Source organism: Psychrobacter sp. Arc9 (assembly GCF_041431295.1).
Taxonomy (GTDB): Bacteria; Pseudomonadota; Gammaproteobacteria; order Pseudomonadales; family Moraxellaceae; genus Psychrobacter.
Genome location: NZ_JASMRK010000005.1, coordinates 77,194 through 95,505, shown reverse-complemented (window position 1 = coordinate 95,505; position 18,312 = coordinate 77,194). Strand labels below are relative to the sequence as shown.

At 43.0% G+C, this 18,312-nt stretch carries 15 protein-coding genes; 13 read left to right on the top strand and 2 right to left on the bottom strand.

What is annotated here, in order from left to right; translation table 11 throughout:
• The first annotated feature begins 107 nt into the window (after positions 1 to 107).
• The 12 genes from QO187_RS04395 (at position 108) to lpxC (ending at position 15,379) form a co-directional block, all read left to right on the top strand.
• Complete coding sequence (locus QO187_RS04395; protein WP_102092755.1) at positions 108 to 2,270, top strand: DUF4105 domain-containing protein; 2,163 nt, start codon at positions 108 to 110, stop codon at positions 2,268 to 2,270.
• Between the two features lie 101 nt (positions 2,271 to 2,371).
• Positions 2,372 to 3,211: an SDR family oxidoreductase gene (locus tag QO187_RS04390; RefSeq protein ID WP_102092756.1), complete on the top strand. Its 840-nt coding sequence runs from the start codon at positions 2,372 to 2,374 to the stop codon at positions 3,209 to 3,211.
• 80 nt (positions 3,212 to 3,291) lie between these two features.
• Complete coding sequence (locus tag QO187_RS04385; protein WP_102092757.1) at positions 3,292 to 4,326, top strand: hypothetical protein; 1,035 nt, start codon at positions 3,292 to 3,294, stop codon at positions 4,324 to 4,326.
• Positions 4,327 to 4,388: 62 nt separating this feature from the next.
• Positions 4,389 to 5,102, top strand: coding sequence for an orotate phosphoribosyltransferase (gene pyrE, locus QO187_RS04380; RefSeq protein ID WP_371547494.1), 714 nt, complete (start codon positions 4,389 to 4,391; stop codon positions 5,100 to 5,102).
• 65 nt (positions 5,103 to 5,167) lie between these two features.
• Positions 5,168 to 6,139 carry a glutathione synthase gene (gshB, locus tag QO187_RS04375; RefSeq protein ID WP_371547493.1) on the top strand — a complete coding sequence of 324 codons (972 nt, stop codon included), beginning with the start codon at positions 5,168 to 5,170 and terminating at the stop codon, positions 6,137 to 6,139.
• Between the two features lie 296 nt (positions 6,140 to 6,435).
• Positions 6,436 to 7,521 (top strand): undecaprenyldiphospho-muramoylpentapeptide beta-N-acetylglucosaminyltransferase, encoded by a 1,086-nt coding sequence (gene murG, locus QO187_RS04370; RefSeq protein WP_160022335.1) that lies wholly within the window; start codon positions 6,436 to 6,438, stop codon positions 7,519 to 7,521.
• Positions 7,522 to 7,587: 66 nt separating this feature from the next.
• A complete protein-coding gene (gene murC, locus QO187_RS04365; protein WP_371547490.1) occupies positions 7,588 to 9,027 on the top strand; it encodes a UDP-N-acetylmuramate--L-alanine ligase in 1,440 nt (479 codons plus the stop codon).
• A gap of 92 nt (positions 9,028 to 9,119) precedes the next feature.
• Positions 9,120 to 10,043 carry a D-alanine--D-alanine ligase gene (locus QO187_RS04360; protein ID WP_371547597.1) on the top strand — a complete coding sequence of 308 codons (924 nt, stop codon included), beginning with the start codon at positions 9,120 to 9,122 and terminating at the stop codon, positions 10,041 to 10,043.
• Between the two features lie 377 nt (positions 10,044 to 10,420).
• Complete coding sequence (locus QO187_RS04355) at positions 10,421 to 11,209, top strand: cell division protein FtsQ/DivIB (protein WP_371547487.1); 789 nt, start codon at positions 10,421 to 10,423, stop codon at positions 11,207 to 11,209.
• Between the two features lie 164 nt (positions 11,210 to 11,373).
• A complete protein-coding gene (gene ftsA, locus QO187_RS04350) occupies positions 11,374 to 12,666 on the top strand; it encodes a cell division protein FtsA (protein WP_057761435.1) in 1,293 nt (430 codons plus the stop codon).
• Positions 12,667 to 12,931: 265 nt separating this feature from the next.
• Entirely contained in the window at positions 12,932 to 14,137 is a 1,206-nt protein-coding gene (gene ftsZ / locus QO187_RS04345; protein WP_057761433.1) for a cell division protein FtsZ, read from the top strand.
• Positions 14,138 to 14,461: 324 nt separating this feature from the next.
• A complete protein-coding gene (gene lpxC, locus QO187_RS04340) occupies positions 14,462 to 15,379 on the top strand; it encodes a UDP-3-O-acyl-N-acetylglucosamine deacetylase (RefSeq protein WP_371547484.1) in 918 nt (305 codons plus the stop codon).
• Between the two features lie 298 nt (positions 15,380 to 15,677).
• On the opposite strand, the gene QO187_RS04335 is transcribed toward lpxC, so the two are convergent.
• Positions 15,678 to 16,193 (bottom strand): hypothetical protein, encoded by a 516-nt coding sequence (locus tag QO187_RS04335; protein ID WP_201570632.1) that lies wholly within the window; start codon positions 16,191 to 16,193, stop codon positions 15,678 to 15,680.
• 249 nt (positions 16,194 to 16,442) lie between these two features.
• On the opposite strand from QO187_RS04335, the gene QO187_RS04330 reads away from it, so the two are divergent.
• Complete coding sequence (locus QO187_RS04330) at positions 16,443 to 17,171, top strand: CHAP domain-containing protein (RefSeq protein WP_160022325.1); 729 nt, start codon at positions 16,443 to 16,445, stop codon at positions 17,169 to 17,171.
• A 155-nt stretch (positions 17,172 to 17,326) separates the two neighbouring features.
• On the opposite strand, the gene QO187_RS04325 is transcribed toward QO187_RS04330, so the two are convergent.
• Positions 17,327 to 18,100 carry a hypothetical protein gene (locus QO187_RS04325; RefSeq protein ID WP_201548763.1) on the bottom strand — a complete coding sequence of 258 codons (774 nt, stop codon included), beginning with the start codon at positions 18,098 to 18,100 and terminating at the stop codon, positions 17,327 to 17,329.
• Positions 18,101 to 18,312: the final 212 nt, after the last annotated feature.

Sequence of the window (18,312 nt, the reverse complement as noted above, 5' to 3'; positions counted from 1 at the left end):
ATCTATCTAAGTAGCTAAATGATAGTAGGCGATGTGTTTGATTTTTTGACCCAGCAACTTTAATAACGCTGATAGCGTATGAATAATAACGTGCGAGATTTTACCTCATGTCTATAAAACTGACGTCCATACCTATCGATTGTACGCTAATGACCATTGGCCTGCGAGCACGTTTACCATTGGCTGTAGTAGGGTTATTGCTCTCGGCTCAAACACAGGCATTTCTACCAACGCCCCTGTCTGTCCTTGAATCAGATACATTGTCACCTGATGCATCTAGCATAGCACCTACTAGCACAGCACCTACTTATTCTAATTCGGATGTATTAGCTGAGTCGGGTAATATCAGTAATGCTGAACCTAATATTCAAAATAGTACTTTATCTGAATCAAGCTTAGCGACAGAGCAGCTACTATCAACATGGCGGCAGCAAGTAAAAGCCGACAAGTTGGCACAGCATACAACATGGCGACGCTTGTTGTATTTTTACGATGATAAAAACAGTGTATTGGGTAAAAAGAAAACCGAGAGTTTGGTTGATGATCCGAGCTTTTTTTTAAGTAAAAATGGTCAACGAGATTCAGGTGCAGAGTTAGATGCGATGCTTGTGGCACTCACACAAGAGTTGGTGCCATCATCAGCGACTGGTAACGACCAAGCCAAAACTGATGCCAATAATAATTCTGTCTTATGTCGTTTCCCAGCGCGAGTGGCATGGTTGACAGAGGTGCTATCGATCGATGCTGCAAGTCTATCTGCTGACTGTCCAGAATTGGATGAATGGATGTCGACATTGGCGCCTGAGCAGCTATCTATCATGTTTGCGCAGGAGTATTTGGACAATCCGCTCTCTGCGTTTGCTCATACGCTGTTACGCATTGACTCAAAAGCGAGTATCGCCGATCCAAACCAAATTGATAAGGCTTATGCGCTGAACTATACGGTAGACGGTGATCCAAACGACAGTTTCCCGATATATGCTACTAAGTCAATGATTGGTAGCTACAACAGCGCTATCGAAATCGACCCATATCCAGAAATGCTAGCGAAATACCTGCAAGATGATGAACGTGATACGTGGACATATCAGTTGAGTCTGACGCCAGCGGAAGTTCAGCAGATTATGCGCCACGTTTGGGAAACCAAAGCGTTAAAGATGCCGTATTACTTTACCACGGACAATTGTGCTTCTGAGATTCTACGTCTTATTGATGTGGTCCGTCCGCAGCAAAACCTACTGAGTCAATTGTCTTATGCAGTCGTGCCTTCTGATGTGATTCAACTATTAAATGATGAGCAGTTGTTGGCAAGTACGATTTATACACCTGCTGATAATACCTTACGTCAATCTCAGCTCAATGAGAAAAAACAACAGCGCGCGCAGTTGGGCTATCACAATAGTGCCAAACAAACCGTGAATGAGATCAAGTCTGCGCAGCTCAACCCTGTATCGAGCATGTCAGCTGATGGGCAAACACTGCTCAAGCGTCAAATCGACGTATCGGATAATAATCCAATAGACAGGCATCCGCTACAATTGGGCACGATAGGTATAGGGCAGCGTGGTGACGATGACTATATAGATATTGGGTTTCGAGCGGGGTTTCATGATACGCTTGACCACGCCTCAGGGTATCCACAGTTTTTTAATTTAGAAGGGCTGGCTGCGACATTACGACTGTATGACACAGATAACAGTAAGCCCAACCAGCCAGATAGTGTGACCTTGCAAAACGTCACTTTGATTCGTGGCCGCTCTTTTAACCCTGTCAATGCTGCCAAAAAAGGCAATACTTGGGGTGCCAGTATCGAGGTGACGCGAGTAAACGATGGATTGCAAGAGGCAGGTACGGATCATTTGGTCGGCAGCGTGGGTTACGAAAAAGGCTGGTCATGGGCATTTGGTACACCAGCCTCAGGTACTGGTGAGATGCCGCCGCAACTGTGCTATACGTTTTTGGCAGGTACAGGGCAAGTAGGACGAGGTATCAATAAAGGCTTTCGTCTAGGCGCAGGTATCAATGCAGGCTGCCGTTATCAGATTAACAATCAGTTACGCGCGCAAGCTGAATTGCAATTGCCATATTGGTATCATGGCAACAGCGATGAAACCAACGTCCGTGGTCATTATTGGCAACCAATCTCAAACCTAGGGCTGCAATACGACATTGATAAAAAACAAGCATTACGTATTAATGCCAATTACGAATGGCAAGATCGTATCGATGCCAATGATGATATACAGCTATCGTACAGACGGTATTTTTAGGCACTGATTTAGACATTGGTTTAGGCATTAATTTGAACAAAATGGCTTCTAAGCGCTGTAATGGTTGTATAAAGAAAGTTGTATAAAGGAAAACAGGCTTTATGAGTACGCAAAATTTACTAATTATTGGACAAGGTGATATCGGCCTACCAGTGACCAACAAACTTGCCCAAGATGGCTATTGTGTGACTGGGCTGGCTCGTAGTGAGCGCGAATACTATGATTTGGTAGATAGTGCAGGTTTTTTGCAGACTAATGCGTTGACTTTGACGGCTGAGCAGCTACAAGCATTTACTCATATTGCGATTATCGTCACCCCTGACGAGTATTCAACCAGCGGTTATCACGACAGTTATCTAGCGATTAGTCAGCATTTAGCAACGCTTGCTCCACAGCTTATTAAACTTGAACGTGTGGTATTTATTTCTTCTACTGGTGTCTATGGTCAGGATAATGGCGAATGGATTGATGAGCATACTGCACCTGTTACGCCTGCGCGTGAAGCCTCGAAATTCATATTGCAAGCAGAACAAGCGCTGCAACAAGGCTTTGGTGATAAAGCCATTATTATTCGCCCCAGTGGTATCTACGGTCGCGAGCGCTTAATGCGACTACGCAAGGCTCGTGAGTCAAATAAAGATCCAGTGCCAGCTGAGCATTGGAGCAATCGCATTATGGATCGCGACTTGGTCAATATCATCGCCAAAGTGTTGACGATAGAGACACCAAAGTCTGTCTATTTAGCGACGGACTATCGACCTGTTACTACGTTTGAGCTAGAGGTTTGGCTTAGTGAGCAGGTTGGCGAGACACCTCCTACTATTGATAATACAAAAACTTCAGTGACAGGAAAGCGCTTGCATAGCAACATTCCGTTAGCTTGGCTTGATTATGCTGATTGGCAGACAGGTTACCGAGATATTTTAAATCATCAAGAGTAAGCCTTTAGAGTTAAGCCTTAAAGAGTAAAATAGCCCTTGGTATAATCGTTCTTATTTATTTTCTAATCTATGGAGATTTCATGTCCCAGCCTTCTACTTCTGATGACCGTTTGTCTCATGCTAATCTGGCAACAGAGGGCGGGCAGCTGGCAGAAGGTCACGTCCAAAAAAAGGCTGGTCAATCGTCTATATTAGCTGATTCACAGCAACCTGCGATCGTACATCCTAACTTTGATCCCAAACAATCTCCTCTTGATCCTGCCAGACCATTAAGTGATATACCTGAGCCTGCTCGTCGCCTAAATGGTCAATTGCGCAGGCTTTATGGCAATTCGACTCGGTTCTATCAGCCCAATGCAGACAGCTTATCGAAGTGGTCGCTGATTGCTTCAGAAGCACTGGCTGAGCATTTATCATTGCTGAATGCGGCACAGCTTATCGAATTGCCGGACAGCTTTTATCAGAATCATAGTGAGCAGCCGTTAATATCGACATTATCAGATATGACATTATTAGATATGTCGGATATTCAACAGGCGATTCGCGCTTATCCAAAACTGAACCGTTATGGGTTTTTGCCTATTGATAACTCTACAGTGGTTGAGTCAAACAACGATTCAGATAATGACTCAAATAATGACAGCAGGGCTCAAAATTCTGCATTATCTATGCGCGCATTGACCAAACGCTATAATCCTGATGAGCTACTCAACAGTCTGTATGCCGACGATTGGCAAGTGATACTACAACCGCAGCAGTTTGAGACAGGTGAGGGCAGTTTGGCCACGGATATCATGACATGTAGCGTGGCCGTCCATGCGCTAAAGCAATGTAGTACCCGTAAGAGTATCAATCATAGTTATAGCGCCGCAGAAATATGTCAGCATGTGCGTAGCTATTTGCTCAGTCAGATCGTTTGTGAGCCGTCGCAGCGCCACGCTTATCGTCAGATTCGACTATTTGCTGGTCATATTATTGTTGCCGCTTATCATTTGGGCTGGGAGATACAAGTCCGAGCAGATGGACAAAGCTATTTTAATATCTCATCGCGTAGTGGTTTGCTGACTCGCTATGCCAATATGCAGGATTATGAGATCAATGGTTGGTCAAGCTGATCAATAATGCGTACAATAATGCAAATTTTTTGCCCCCTCTTTTTGCTGATAGGAATGTCATAATGTCTCATGTAACACGCCCTCAAGACCCTACATTTTCATCTCATCAATTTATTCAACTGGCTCTCGACAACCAAGTGCTCAAATTCGGCGAGTTTGTCCTAAAGTCTGGTCGTATCAGTCCGTACTTTTTTAACGCAGGCTTGCTTGCGACTGGTGAGATGTTGTCACTGCTAGCACGTGGTTATGCAGATGCCTTGGCTGAACAAATGAGTGCACATAACGGCGATAATGAGCAAGAGCTGGTCATCTTTGGTGCGGCTTACAAAGGTATTCCTTTTGTCGCAGCGACGGCGCAAGCGTTATGGCTACATCATGGCATCAATGCCAAATGGGGCTATAACCGTAAAGAAGCCAAAACTCACGGCGAAGGCGGCAATTTGGTCGGTGCTGACGTAACTGGCAAGGCCGTTTGGGTGCTCGACGATGTCATCACAGCGGGTACAGCCATGCGCGAAGTGGTCGATATTTTAGAGCAAGCAGGCGCAAGCGTTGCTGGTATTCTCGTCGCACTTGATCGTAAAGAAAAAGGTCAAGCAGATCACTCTGCTATTCAAGAGCTTGCCGCGACACTAGAAGTGCCCGTACGTGCATTGGTTGATATTGATGATTTGATCAGTTATTTGGCCGATGACCATGGTGCACGAAACGGCCAGCATAAAGACGCGACCCAGTTAGCCAAAATGCAACACTACCGTGAGCAGTACGGCGTATAGTTGGGCACTGATGTTGTTTAGTAGGTGTGTTTCATATTAATAATATAACGTAAGTGAGTTTTATCATGAGCCAACAAAAACAAGAAAAATCGCTAAAAATACTCGTTATTATGGATCCTATCGAGCGAGTCAATTATAAAAAAGACACCAGTCTTGCTATGATGTGGGCCGCTCAAGACCGTGGCCATCAGCTTGGTTACTGTCAGATTCATGACTTGTGGTTGAACCGTGGTCAGTTGATGGTTGATACGCAGCCACTGACAGTAAAGCGTGATCCTGCAGATTTCTATACGTTGGGTGAGAAAGGCACAGGGCCAGTCAGCGACTATGACGTGATTTTGATGCGCAAAGATCCACCGTTTGATATGCGCTTTATTTATGCCACTTATATGCTAGACCATGCCAAAGCAGCAGGCGTACTCGTGGTCAATGACCCACAGGCGATTCGCGACTGTAATGAGAAGCTATTTGCGACGTGGTTTAGCGATTATATGAGCCCAACGATTGTGACTAGCAAACAAGCACACATTCGTAAGTTCATCGCTGAACAGCAGGATGTCATCGTCAAGCCATTAGATGGTATGGGCGGCACTGGCATCTTCCGCTTAACTGCTGATAGTCCAAATATTGGAGTGACGTTAGAGATACTGACTGAGCTTGAGACTTTGCCCATCATGGCGCAGCGTTATTTGCCGGAGATTAAAGAAGGCGACAAACGCGTATTGATCGTCGATGGAGTCGTGGTAGATTATAGTTTGGCTCGTATTCCAACCAAAGGCGAGACCCGTGGTAATCTAGCAGCTGGTGGTAGTGGCGTTGCTATGCCATTGACTGATATCGAACGCCAAGTAGCAGAAGTTGTAGCGCCAATTGTCAAAGAAAAAGGCCTAATGTTCGTTGGTCTAGACTTGATCGGTGGGCGCATCACTGAGATTAACGTTACTAGCCCAACATGCGTACGTGAGATTGATGACCAATGCGGTACAGATATCGCGACCGACTTTATCATGGCGATTGAGAATAAATTTACTGCGTAGCTTTCGCTATGTTCAGGAATGCTTTGAGTTCAGGAGTATTCTGACTACGTAAAACCCATATTTTGAGGCATTGTTAGTCATTGGATTTTCTTACCTTTTACTAGTATTACGCGACGCCAAGCCGTGACCGATCATGGCTTGGATTTTTGTTATTTTTGCTGCATAAAGTACTGTATATAAGACAATGATTTCCTCTATACTATGCGGGCTTTGGCTAGGTCATTATTTTTCATAATTGTTACCGCCGCAGTGAGATAAACCCTTCATATAAATAAAGTAAAGATAGGCAGGCGTTCATGAAAACACCGCATATATTGATGATGGCAGCTGGTACGGGCGGGCATGTTTTTCCAGCGCTTGCAGTGAGCGATGAGCTGACCCAGCGCGGTGCGGTGATTCATTGGTTGGGAACGCCAAACGGTATGGAAAATGGGTTGGTTGAGCCGGCAGGTTATCCCTTTCATGCCATTAATATGCAAGGGCTTCGTGGCAAAGGCGTTGGTCGCCTATTGAAGCTGCCTGTGACTCTGCTATCGGCGACGATGGCAGCCGTAAAAGTGATTCGTAGTAATCAGATTGACGTGGTCATTGGGTTCGGTGGTTATGTGACTGCACCTGGCGGTATCGCTGCGCGCATGACCAACACACCATTGATTATCCATGAGCAAAATGCCATTGCTGGCATGAGCAACCGCTACCTATCTAAACTGTCGACCAAAACATTACAAGCGTTCGAGAATACCTTTGCTAATAGTCAGCAAGATGCCAAGCTTGAGACAGTGGGCAATCCTGTGCGTAACGCCATTACTGGTGTCGCAGAGCCAACGGTACGCTACGATGTAAATGACAGTTCACCGCTTAAGCTGTTGGTAGTAGGTGGTTCACTTGGCGCTCAGGTATTAAATGATACAGTACCAAAAGCGTTAGCATTACTAGATCAACCATTTGAAGTCCTACACCAGTGTGGACGCAACAATGAAGCAGCCACGCAAGCAGCTTATAGCGCACAAAACCTAAACAACCATCAGTTTACTGTACAGCCTTTTATCAATGATATGGCTGCAGCTTATAACTGGGCAGACATCATTGTTTGCCGCGCAGGTGCGTTGACCGTGACCGAAATCCAAAACGTCGGAATTGCCGCTATTTTTGTACCATTGCCACATGCAGTGGATGACCATCAAACAGCTAATGCACGCACGTTGACCTCGCATGATGCGGCAATTCTATTACCGCAGTCAGAGCTAACTGCCAAGAGTCTAAGTGACGAGCTTGGCGTACTCAATCGAGAGAAATGCTTAGCCATGGCAAAAAAAGGCCATGCCTTAGCCAACCGTAGTGCGAGTAAGCAAGTTGCTGATATCATTTGGCAAGCACTATAGTCTGTCATCTATACCCCTTATTCGAATTTACTAAGTTTTATTGACCTTTAATAAAGAGAGATCCTTATGCCTACCTCTGCGAAAGCTCTACCTAAGCGTTTGATTGAAATACCAGAAATGCGCCGTATCCAGCATTTGCATTTCATCGGTATTGGTGGCTCAGGCATGTGCGGTATCGCTGAGGTAATGAACAATCAAGGCTATCAGGTCAGTGGTTCTGACATCGCAGAAAGCTTGGTGACTAAGCGTCTACAGCAGATTGGCATCGAGATATCGATAGGCCATGACTCCAAAAATATCGCCAATGCCGATGTTATCGTTGTTTCTTCAGCGATTGATCGTAGCAATCCTGAAGTAAAAGCAGCGCTTGAAGCTCGTCTGCCGGTGGTACGCCGCGCCGATATGCTTGGTGAGCTAATGCGCCATCGTCATGGCATCGCAGTTGCTGGCGCGCATGGCAAAACGACGACAACCAGTTTGCTCACCACGATGATGGCAGAAGGACAGCTAGATCCTACTTATGTTATCGGCGGTAAGTTAAATGCGTCAGGCAAAAACGCGGCATTGGGTAGCAGCCGTTTCTTAGTAGCAGAAGCTGATGAGTCTGATGCATCATTCTTGTCATTGCATCCGATGGCCGCGATTGTGACCAACATCGACCAAGACCATATGGAAACCTACGAAAACAGCTTTGATAAATTAAAAGCCGCTTATATCCAGTTTCTACAAAACATGCCGTTTTACGGTTTGGCAGTGGTCTGCGGTGACGACCCTGAACTATATGCAATGATCGATGATATCGGTCGTCCAGTATTGACCTTTGGTCTTGAGCCGTTCAATGATGTACAAGCTGTAGATTTGGTGACAGAAGGAACCAAAACTCACTTTACCGTATTGCGCCGTGACCGTGAGCCATTACGCCTGACATTGAACATTCCTGGTACACATAACGTTTATAACGCGCTTGCTGCCATCACTATGGCGACCGATGAAGGCGTTGATGATGCAGCAATTGAGCGTGCCCTGCAGAAATTTGAAGGCGTGGGTCGTCGTTTTGAGCAGCATGCTTCTGTCGATATCGATGATGGCAATGTCTTATTGATTGATGATTATGGTCATCATCCAAAAGAAGTCGATGCGACCATCAAAGCCGCTCGTCAAAGCTTCCCTGATCGTCGTTTAGTGATGCTATTTCAGCCGCATCGTTACAGCCGTACCCGTGATTGCTACGATGATTTTGTAGAAGTGCTATCGAGTGTTGATGAGCTATTACTATTAGATGTTTATTCAGCAGGGGAGAGTCCGATTACGGGCGCTGATACCAAGTCACTAGCGCGTAGTATCCGTTTGCGCGGTGAAGTTGAACCGACTATTATTGATAAAGACAATCTAGCCCCTGTTATGCAGCGTTTGTTAAAAGCCAACGATATGCTGATTACCCAAGGCGCTGGTAATGTCGGGCAAATTGCTATCGATTTGGCTGCCAATAACCTTTATATTAAGTAAGCTAAAATTTAGGGACGATCCTCATGACAACTGATAATAAAGACAATAATAGTACTCGAAATGCAGCTATTAACGATACATCTTTAGACACGATGACTCATACAAAAGATGCCAGTCAGTTTGGCAAAGTAGCCGTTATTTATGGTGGCAGTAGCAATGAGCGCAGCGTGTCTTTGGACAGTGGTGCAGCAGTATTGCAAGCGCTCCAAAACCAAGGCGTTGACGCCACTCACTTTGATCCAAAGCACCAAGACATCACTGAGCTACGCAAATTCGACCGCGTGTTTAATGTGTTGCATGGTCGTGGCGGCGAAGATGGTTTGCTACAAGGCGTATTACAGTGGTTTGATATACCGCAAACTGGTTCAGGCATTCTAGCTTCTGCACTGGGCATGGACAAAGTACGTACCAAGCAATTGTGGCAAGGTTGCGGCCTTTCAACTGCACCATTTTCACTATTGACGGCTGATACTGACTGGCAGCAAGTGGTCAACATGCTAGGTTTGCCACTTATCATTAAACCAGTTCATGAAGGTTCAAGCATTGGCATGACCAAGGTTAATCATCTTGATGAGCTGCCTGCCGCTTATGCAACTGCAGTGGAATGTGGTGATGCGGTGATGGCTGAGCGCTGGATTACAGGTCGCGAATTTACAATTGTAATTATCGATGACGAAGCCTATCCAGTTATTCGTCTCGAACCAGCTGATATCACTAATTTCTATGATTTTGAAGCCAAATATAATCGTAACGATACCAGTTACTATATCCCTTGTGGATTGAGCGCGGCTGATGAAAAGCACTTGCAAGATTTAAGCCTTGCGGCATTTCGTGCAGTAGATGCAAAAGGCTGGGGACGTATCGATGCCATGCAAGACGAAGCAGGCAATTTTTGGTTGCTCGAAATCAATACCGTACCAGGTATGACCAGTCACAGTTTGGTTCCGATGGCGGCCAAAGCTCGTGGACTAGATTTTGATGCACTATGCTGGCACATTTTGGCGCAAACACTATAACTGTCAAATCAACTAAATTGAGAAGATAGTGATGACTCTTTGTGTCACTAGAGCTGCTATACCACAGCTTCATGTAAACTTGTGTAAATTCGCTGCTGCTGGTTGGTGTTTGGCTATTGTTTAACCATAAAATACGTTAATATTGTAAGAATAGGTCTATTTCGGCGATATTTATGTTGTTTTGTGAATACAGCTGATAACTTATTCATAATTTAAGAAAAATGTTACGTTTAAATCAACGTAATCGCTGTATATAAGCTATATTTTTAATAAAATTTGATAACATATCGACTTAATAAGCTTCTGCCAAAAATACGCAGATTTATATCAATAAATAGCATGATCAGTTTTATGCAAATATAGGGACAAAGGTCGTTATGGCTCAAACTGTCAACGAGGTAACTGACTTGATGAGTGATAAAGCCGGTCGCCCAAAATCTAAGATCCAAATACCGGCAACGGTAAAGTATCTATTTATGGTACTGGTCTTAGGTTTGCTAGTGCTAATATTAATGATGGGCGGCAAAGCGCTGCGTGATGCACCGCCAGCAAATATTTATGTCAGTAATCAAGGTTTGTCTGCTGCTCAATATCGCTCATTACAAGACGTGATGGAGCAACAGCAAGTAAGTAGCTTTTTTACTTCTGATTTGCAAACATTACGCGACATTACGATGGGCTTAGCTTGGGTAGACCAAGTGAGTATCTCTCGTGATTGGCAACGCGGCATCGTCATCAATGCATTACCCAAGCAAGCAGTTGCTAATTTTGGTACAGAACGTTTGGTCGATGCAAAAGGCGCTGTATTTGTTCCTGCTGATAGTAGGGATTTAACACAAGAACGTTTTGCGACCTTACAGGGTGAGATGTCTCAAGCGCCAGTTATTATGCAACAAATGCAGCAGGTCAATGATTGGTATGCACCGCTTGGTATGCAGGTCGAAGATATCATTCTGTCACCGAGAATGACTTGGCTAATCCGCTTTGACAATGGATTACGTGTGATTGTAGACAATGAAAATACGGCGCAAAAACTACTGAATTTAAGCCAGCTGCTTGGCAATCAGTTACGTACGCGTCGAGATGACATGCAGTCTGTAGATTTACGATACAAAAATGGCTTTACCATTGCTTGGAACGTGACACAGAGTGCTGAATCAGAATAGCCTAAGTAAGTACTACATCTATGCATAACCGATGTGAGCTAATACGGTTTATTTAGTTTGAAGAAAATATGTACAACATCATAGCGTATTAGTAACGCTTTTTTTAATGATTTAATAGAAGAGCATCACTTGCTCTTCTATTTAGCGATAATTTGTCTGGTACCATGAAAAATAATGAAAATCTGGTTGTTGTCCATCTAAGTGCCACGGCAGTATATGTCGTCATAGGCAATGTTGTCTCTGCAAAAGACATTCGTATTTTGGGCGTAGGACAAGTTAAAAACAGCGATTTTTATCAAGGTCAAATAAAGCATCGTGAACGTCTGCAAGGTGCTATCAAACAAGCTATCCAAGAAGCAGAAGACACCGCTAACTGCCGTGTACATAGTGTTTGGTTAACGCTTGCGACCCCTGAGCTATCTAGCAAAAACAGTGCTGGAGAGGTCAAAGTAGAAGATGAAGTTGTACGTGCCAAAGATATGGTACAAGCATTGGCCAATGCAAAGTCGCGTGATTTATCATCTGACTATTATTTGATGCATTGCTGTCAGCAAGGTATCTATGTTGATGAGCAAGACTTTATGGTGGATGATGTCATCGAGATGATGGCACACAATATCACCGTGATGTACCACATGATGATGATGCCTGTTGCCAGCCGTCAGAATATTCAAAAACTATTGCAAAGTTGTGACGTCGGCATTGATCATATTGTTTTCGATGCAGTGACCAGTGCTGAGTATAGTTTGATGACTGAGGAACGCCAGCAAGGCGTTTGCTTAGTAGATATCGGTGCTAGTACGACTAGCATTTGTGTGTATAAAGAAAATAAGCTGATTTTTACACATTGTATAGCAACAGGTAGTCATGAAGTGACAATGGATATTTCAGCTGATTTTGGTATTTCCATGATTGAAGCTGAAAAGCTGAAGAAGTCTCATGGTACAGCTGATGTTAATAGTGTCGATCCAAGCGCATTCTTTTTATTCAAGCCTCAAGGCTCGGGTGACGAAATCAATATTGGTATTTATAACTTGGCACGTATTATTGAAGCTCGTTACGTTCAGATATTTACTGAAGTAGCACGTCAACTACACGAAGCAGGTTTGATAGGCTATATCGATAAAGGGATTGTGTTGACTGGCGGCGGTAGTACGATTAAAGGTATGATACCCTTTGCCAAGAAGCTACTAAAAATGCCTGTTGTACTGACCAATACTCATCCTGCTATCAGTGCTTATAATCATTTTGATAATGATGAATCATTTAAGCTACTAAATAGTCAAGTGAATGACCGTGCTTATCAGACGGCTTTTGGCACATTGCTATATAGTCAAAGTGAGCAATTCCGCCGTAGCGAAAAAAGCGAACCTGAAGCGATTCAAAACAATCGAGTATCAGGTGTATTTCGGAGTGCGGGTCAACGGTTTGCAAACGTTTTAAAGAAAATATTATAGATCTGTTTAACATGGTATCTAGAGCATCCATACATTATGGAATACCTCTAAGTTGATTAAGCAAAAAATAAAGTAACATTTCGAATAAATTAGTTTTAAAAATAAAGTATTAAGTGATAATGACATATTATTGTTTATACTGATCGATTTTAGCCATACCCTGTTTTATTTAAATACATTTATATATAGTATGTCGATAGCGCGCCACATGAGTGCGTTACTATGTATCGACTTACACGCTATCTGCAACTGGAGAATCTTTTTTATGTCAAAATACACCATGCCAGATGATAATCAGCTTCAAAACAATGGCCAAGCAAGCTTCACTGTATTCGGTGTTGGTGGCGGCGGCGGTAATGCAGTTGAACATATGGTACAGCAAGGCATCAGAGGTGTAACGTTCGTTTGTGCCAATACAGATAAACAAGCGCTAGATCGTCTTACTGCACCGCACAAACTGCAATTAGGTGCAAAAACGAACCGTGGTCTAGGGGCAGGCGCAAATCCGGAAGTGGGTCGTGAAGCAGCAGAGAGCGAAGAAGAAGCGATTCGCGCATTGCTTGAGCACTCAGATATGGTATTTATCACTGCTGGTATGGGCGGCGGTACTGGCACAGGCGCAGCGCCAGTTGTTGCTCGTATTGCGAAAGAAATGGAAGTACTAACAGTTGCTGTTGTGACCACGCCATTCAAATTCGAAGGTGGTAAGCGTATCAAAGCTGCTAAAGCAGGTATTGAGCAGCTGACCAACTTTGTCGACTCAATTATCACGATTCCGAATGATAAGTTGATGAGTGTATACGGCAACATCTCTATGCAAGATGCTTTTAAAAAAGCGGATGATGTATTGCTGCATGCCGTTCAAGGTATTGCGGAAACCATCGCTAGCGAAGGTATGATCAACATTGACTTTAACGATATCCGTACGGCAATGACTGCCAAAGGTCATGCGATGATGGGTATTGGTCGCGCCAGCGGCGATGATCGTGCGCGTCAAGCCACTGAAAAAGCCATCAGATCACCACTACTTGATGATTTGCGTTTAGAAAATGCAAAAGGTCTACTTGTTAACGTTATTTCTTCAGAGTCATTGTCACTAGATGAGATGAGCAAAATCAGTGCAATAGTCGAAGAAATTACTGATATCGACGACGCTCACATTTTTTACGGTTCTGTGATTGATGAAAAAATGGGTGACGACTTACATGTAACCGTCATCGCAACTGGCTTAACGTTAGATGAGAATGCTGGACAAGAGCCAGAAGTAGTAGAGCAGCCAGTACCTTCTGTTAATAGCACACAACCTGTTGATCCTAACGTGCATACTAGTGCTTTAAACAGTCAGAAGCAGTCACAAGCTCAGCAGTATCAAGATAGCGTTGCACGTCCTAGCGCAAGTGCACCTCAAGAGCAGCCTAAGACTAAAACAAACAGTATCCAAGACTATTTAAAGCGCCAACAGAATAAATAGTACTTCTAATTTACTGTAAGTAAGAAAAAGCCAGCGTTTTAATGCTGGCTTTTTTGTGTTTAAACAAAGGTGAACCGTTTTCTATAAGAAAAATTATGACAGTTTTCTATGTAATCTATATGTATATGGCTGTCGAAACTTATATGAGTCTCACTTTTTTATAGCATTAAATAGGCTATATAAAGTAAAAATAAGCAATAGGATACTGACGATAAGTGTTATCAATCAAGGAGATAAGAAAATTAGCGCTTTTTATATATAGCGAATAAGGGGTCGGTAATGGTACACTATGTCAATTGTAACAAAATATGTGAGAAGACAACCATGAACCAAAGAACCATAAAAACAGCAATAGCCGTTACGGGTACTGGTCTACATAGTGGTCAGCCTGTTGACTTGGAGTTTCATCCACAGCCGATTGACACTGGTATTGTTTTCGAGCGCTCTGATATAAAAGGTAGTCAACCAATTCCAGCGAGTGCGTTTTTAGTACAAGACACGATGATGTCATCGAATTTGGTGTTTGGTGGTACGCGCGTGGGCACGGTTGAGCATCTGCTTAGTGCCATCGCTGGTCTAGGCGTGGATAACCTATTGATTCGTGTCTCTGCTTCAGAGATACCAATTATGGATGGTAGCGCTGCGCCTTTTGTCGCGCTCTTACTTGATGCAGGGTTTTGTGAGCAAGAAGCGGCCAAAAAGTTTATTAAAATTATACGTCCAGTACGAGTAAAGCTAGAAGATAAATGGGCAGAGCTACGTCCTTATGAAGGGTATGAATTAAACTTTGAGATTGACTTTGATCATCCTGCGTTTGATAAGAACTTTCAGCATGCACAGTTGCAGTTCTCTACACAGAACTTCATCGAACAATTAAGCACTGCGCGTACTTTTGGATTTTTACATGATATAGAAGCGCTACGTCAAAATAACTTAGCACTTGGCGGTAGTATGGATAATGCTATCGTTATCGATGATGCCAACATACTTAATGCCGAAGGCTTACGTTTTAACGATGAGTTTGTCCGTCATAAAATTTTAGATGCTTTGGGAGATTTGCATTTGATTGGCTACCCAATTTTAGGTCGTTTTAATGCCTATAAGTCTGGTCATGCTCTGAATAATTTATTGGTACGTGAAATACTGTCTGACGAAGATAACTTTGAAATTGTAACTTTTGATGACAATGTAACCTGTCCTATCGAGTATTTACCGCTTAACGATTTGGTTATTGAAGGATAAATACAGGAATATACAGGAAGTATCGAAACATTTACGCAATATTACATAGTAGGCTCATAATTACATTTATATAATATTCTATATTTTGAATATATCATCTATATGAATATATGAATTTTCCGTTAAGGCACATAACACAAAAGCTGTAGATGGTTTTCTAATCCTTCGTTAGTTATATCCATAATCTGGATGTAACTAACGGAGGATTTTTTTTATCTGATACATTACAAAAATCCATCTTTATCAATGCCATCACCTGCTCTTATTTACATAACTTTACATTTAATGGTCGGTATTTTTAATGATTAATCAAACGCAAAAGGGCTTTTCTGAGATTTTCATCAGTGGTGACATGCTCTGCGGCCTGTGATATAGTCCGTTTTGTGTTCTGGCTAAGCGCCTGATTTTCATTGGCTTTACGAGAATTTGGTAAGTGCAGTGATGATGTTGATGATTGTTTAGATGAATAATTATCAGTAGAGTTTTTAGCCACAACGACGCGAATTTGCTTGAGTTGTTTAAATGTAATTGACTGCTCTGTTAGTATTTGCAAATACGAGCTATGTAAATAGCGAATATGATTTGCTGCTGTCATTGAGCTAACACTTAATATCAACTGCTCAGGTGATAAGCCTACAACCCAACAGGTATTGAGTATTTCTTCAGGTAGACAGTCTACCAATAGCTCTTTTATCTCGTTGGTTGCTTCTATATATAGTCGCATGTTGTTAGCAAGGGTTTGAGGTAGCGCGCTACCAGCAAATGCTTGATGATCTATAAGCTGGGCAAGCCGATTAGGCTGTTTTTTTGACATCGTAAGTACTCATCTAATAGGTGACAAACTCGATACTCATAACAGACATGCTAAAAGCAATATATAGCAGATGGCTTATAAGATAGTTGACTAGGTGGGAAGTACTACTGGCACTAGTCACTATTTGAAAAGAATGAACCGTTGTAATAGGGATTTTATCACGTCTATTTGATGATTATATCCTCTAAATTAATTGATGCTTCGTTACGGATGACGAGCAGACTTGTATTAACAATAGGTAGTAAATTTATGAAACAAGCTTTATTAATCTTGTCAGTATTGGGAATGGGTATCGCACAGACGAGTGGTGCTGCCGAAACAACCTTTCAACCAAATAATACCTTGAGTCATACCATCACAAATATTTCTACTTCTGCGAACTATGGTTCTAGTCGCAATATCTATAGCACTAACAGTGGTGCCCATGTATATAGCAACGATGAGATCAGTCAAGCAATTGACAACCTAAGCGCTCATGCTAAGCAAAAAGAATATCAGCTCGCTTCACTGACCAGTCGTTTGTCTTACGAGCAGCGTCAGCAGCAAGCAAGCCGCGTACCTGACCGCAACTCTGCTCCTGCTATTGCAGCAGCAAATGCCTCTCGCGTCGCTCTATCTAGAAGCTCTGGCTACTGTGCTCGCTATGTACGTAAAGCATTACAATCAGCAGGTTACGAATTTACGCCTAACCCTTCAGCCTATCAGTACGCCTCTCGTGGCACGCTAGCCCAAGCCGGCTTTACCAAGATCAGTAACGACATGGCACCACAAGTTGGTGATGTCGTTGTCTATAACCGCACGTCAAGCCGTCCACATGGTCATATTCAGATTTTTGATGGCAATGACTGGGTATCTGACTTCCGTCAAAACAGCATTAGCCCTTATAGCGGTACATACAGCTATACGACATGGCGTGATTCGCAGTATGTTGATGATGCATCAGATCGTGGTATCTACCTTGCGATGGCTGACAAATAAACATCGGTTAAATGAAGTAAGCATCAGTTAAATAAGACTAAAGTTTTCTCCAAACTCAGTAATGCTCTTTATGACATTACTGGGTTTTTTTTGTACTTTAAATAATTATATCTAAGAATAGCTGTATTTAAATGAGTACAGCTCATACAACCAAATCAAAGCTCAAACTTTGGCCAATAGTCGCGATTGTGAAAATCAGGCGGGGATGCATGGCCCGAGGCAAAATATAAGTCAGTTTTGCCAAACCATAAGATGACACAAGGATGTATTTGTTCAATCTTCATGTTTGCAATAGCGTATTGTTGATTCGGTAGCTGCGTTATAGGTAGGCTAAAGCTGCGCTCATAATGAGCAGGTGTCTGCACTACCGTTGAAGTGCTAGATAGTAGGCTTGCTACTGATAAGGCTGTCAAATCCTTATGGTTGTTCCAACCAACAGATGCGCGTGTGGTTCCATCAGTTTCATACAACGGTACTGGCGGTAGTGCCGCAGGGTTACGATAGCTCTCAAATTGATAAAGTGCATAACGACCATCAGGACTCGCATTAATCTCTATATAAGCAGTTGTTTGCTGAAGTGGTATCTTGTGAGGTTCTGGATGGTGAATTGCTACGATATCTTCGTCATCATTCTTACAGCCTGCAATCTTGCTGCCAGCAATAAAACATTCAAGGCACGTCTCTTCCCATAGGTAATCAGTGAAATTTACTTGAGTTTGTTGCCATGTTCGCCAATTGAGTTGGTTTGCTAGAATTTGGCTAGGCAGAGTCACTTGATAGGTCAGCATTAGTTGCAAAGCTGGCTGTTGGATGATCTCTGTACTTACTTCGATAGAGATATTCTCAAGATCTTCTATAGACACGCCTAATTGCTGAGCGTCTTTCGCTATCGTCTCGGTGGCTATAGAGAGGTTAAAAGATTGGTTCATTATAAGTACATCTCGATGGTAATAATAAAGAGGTGATAGTGACAAGAGAAATCATACTGGCTAAGAGCACTAATACTAAAGGACACTAATACTATATGATAAGTATAACCGAGACTATCGGAAAACATAAAAGCCGCGAGCAAGAAGCGTCGCGGCCTTTGTATTTCGTTATCGTTTGGCTATGATATAAGTGAGCATAAAACCCAGTCACT

Excerpts from the sequence above, each read along its gene's own strand:
- QO187_RS04360 (WP_371547597.1), top strand. The coding sequence starts at position 9,120 with ATGACTCATACAAAAGATGCCAGTCAGTTTGGCAAAGTAGCCGTTATT.
- pyrE (WP_371547494.1), top strand. The coding sequence starts at position 4,389 with ATGTCTCATGTAACACGCCCTCAAGACCCTACATTTTCATCTCATCAA.
- QO187_RS04390 (WP_102092756.1), top strand. The coding sequence starts at position 2,372 with ATGAGTACGCAAAATTTACTAATTATTGGACAAGGTGATATCGGCCTA.
- ftsZ (WP_057761433.1), top strand. The coding sequence starts at position 12,932 with ATGTCAAAATACACCATGCCAGATGATAATCAGCTTCAAAACAATGGC.
- lpxC (WP_371547484.1), top strand. The coding sequence starts at position 14,462 with ATGAACCAAAGAACCATAAAAACAGCAATAGCCGTTACGGGTACTGGT.
- murC (WP_371547490.1), top strand. The coding sequence starts at position 7,588 with ATGCCTACCTCTGCGAAAGCTCTACCTAAGCGTTTGATTGAAATACCA.
- gshB (WP_371547493.1), top strand. The coding sequence starts at position 5,168 with ATGAGCCAACAAAAACAAGAAAAATCGCTAAAAATACTCGTTATTATG.
- ftsA (WP_057761435.1), top strand. The coding sequence starts at position 11,374 with ATGAAAAATAATGAAAATCTGGTTGTTGTCCATCTAAGTGCCACGGCA.
- QO187_RS04330 (WP_160022325.1), top strand. The coding sequence starts at position 16,443 with ATGAAACAAGCTTTATTAATCTTGTCAGTATTGGGAATGGGTATCGCA.
- QO187_RS04395 (WP_102092755.1), top strand. The coding sequence starts at position 108 with ATGTCTATAAAACTGACGTCCATACCTATCGATTGTACGCTAATGACC.
- QO187_RS04355 (WP_371547487.1), top strand. The coding sequence starts at position 10,421 with ATGGCTCAAACTGTCAACGAGGTAACTGACTTGATGAGTGATAAAGCC.
- murG (WP_160022335.1), top strand. The coding sequence starts at position 6,436 with ATGAAAACACCGCATATATTGATGATGGCAGCTGGTACGGGCGGGCAT.
- QO187_RS04325 (WP_201548763.1), bottom strand. The coding sequence starts at position 18,100 with ATGAACCAATCTTTTAACCTCTCTATAGCCACCGAGACGATAGCGAAA.
- QO187_RS04335 (WP_201570632.1), bottom strand. The coding sequence starts at position 16,193 with ATGTCAAAAAAACAGCCTAATCGGCTTGCCCAGCTTATAGATCATCAA.
- QO187_RS04385 (WP_102092757.1), top strand. The coding sequence starts at position 3,292 with ATGTCCCAGCCTTCTACTTCTGATGACCGTTTGTCTCATGCTAATCTG.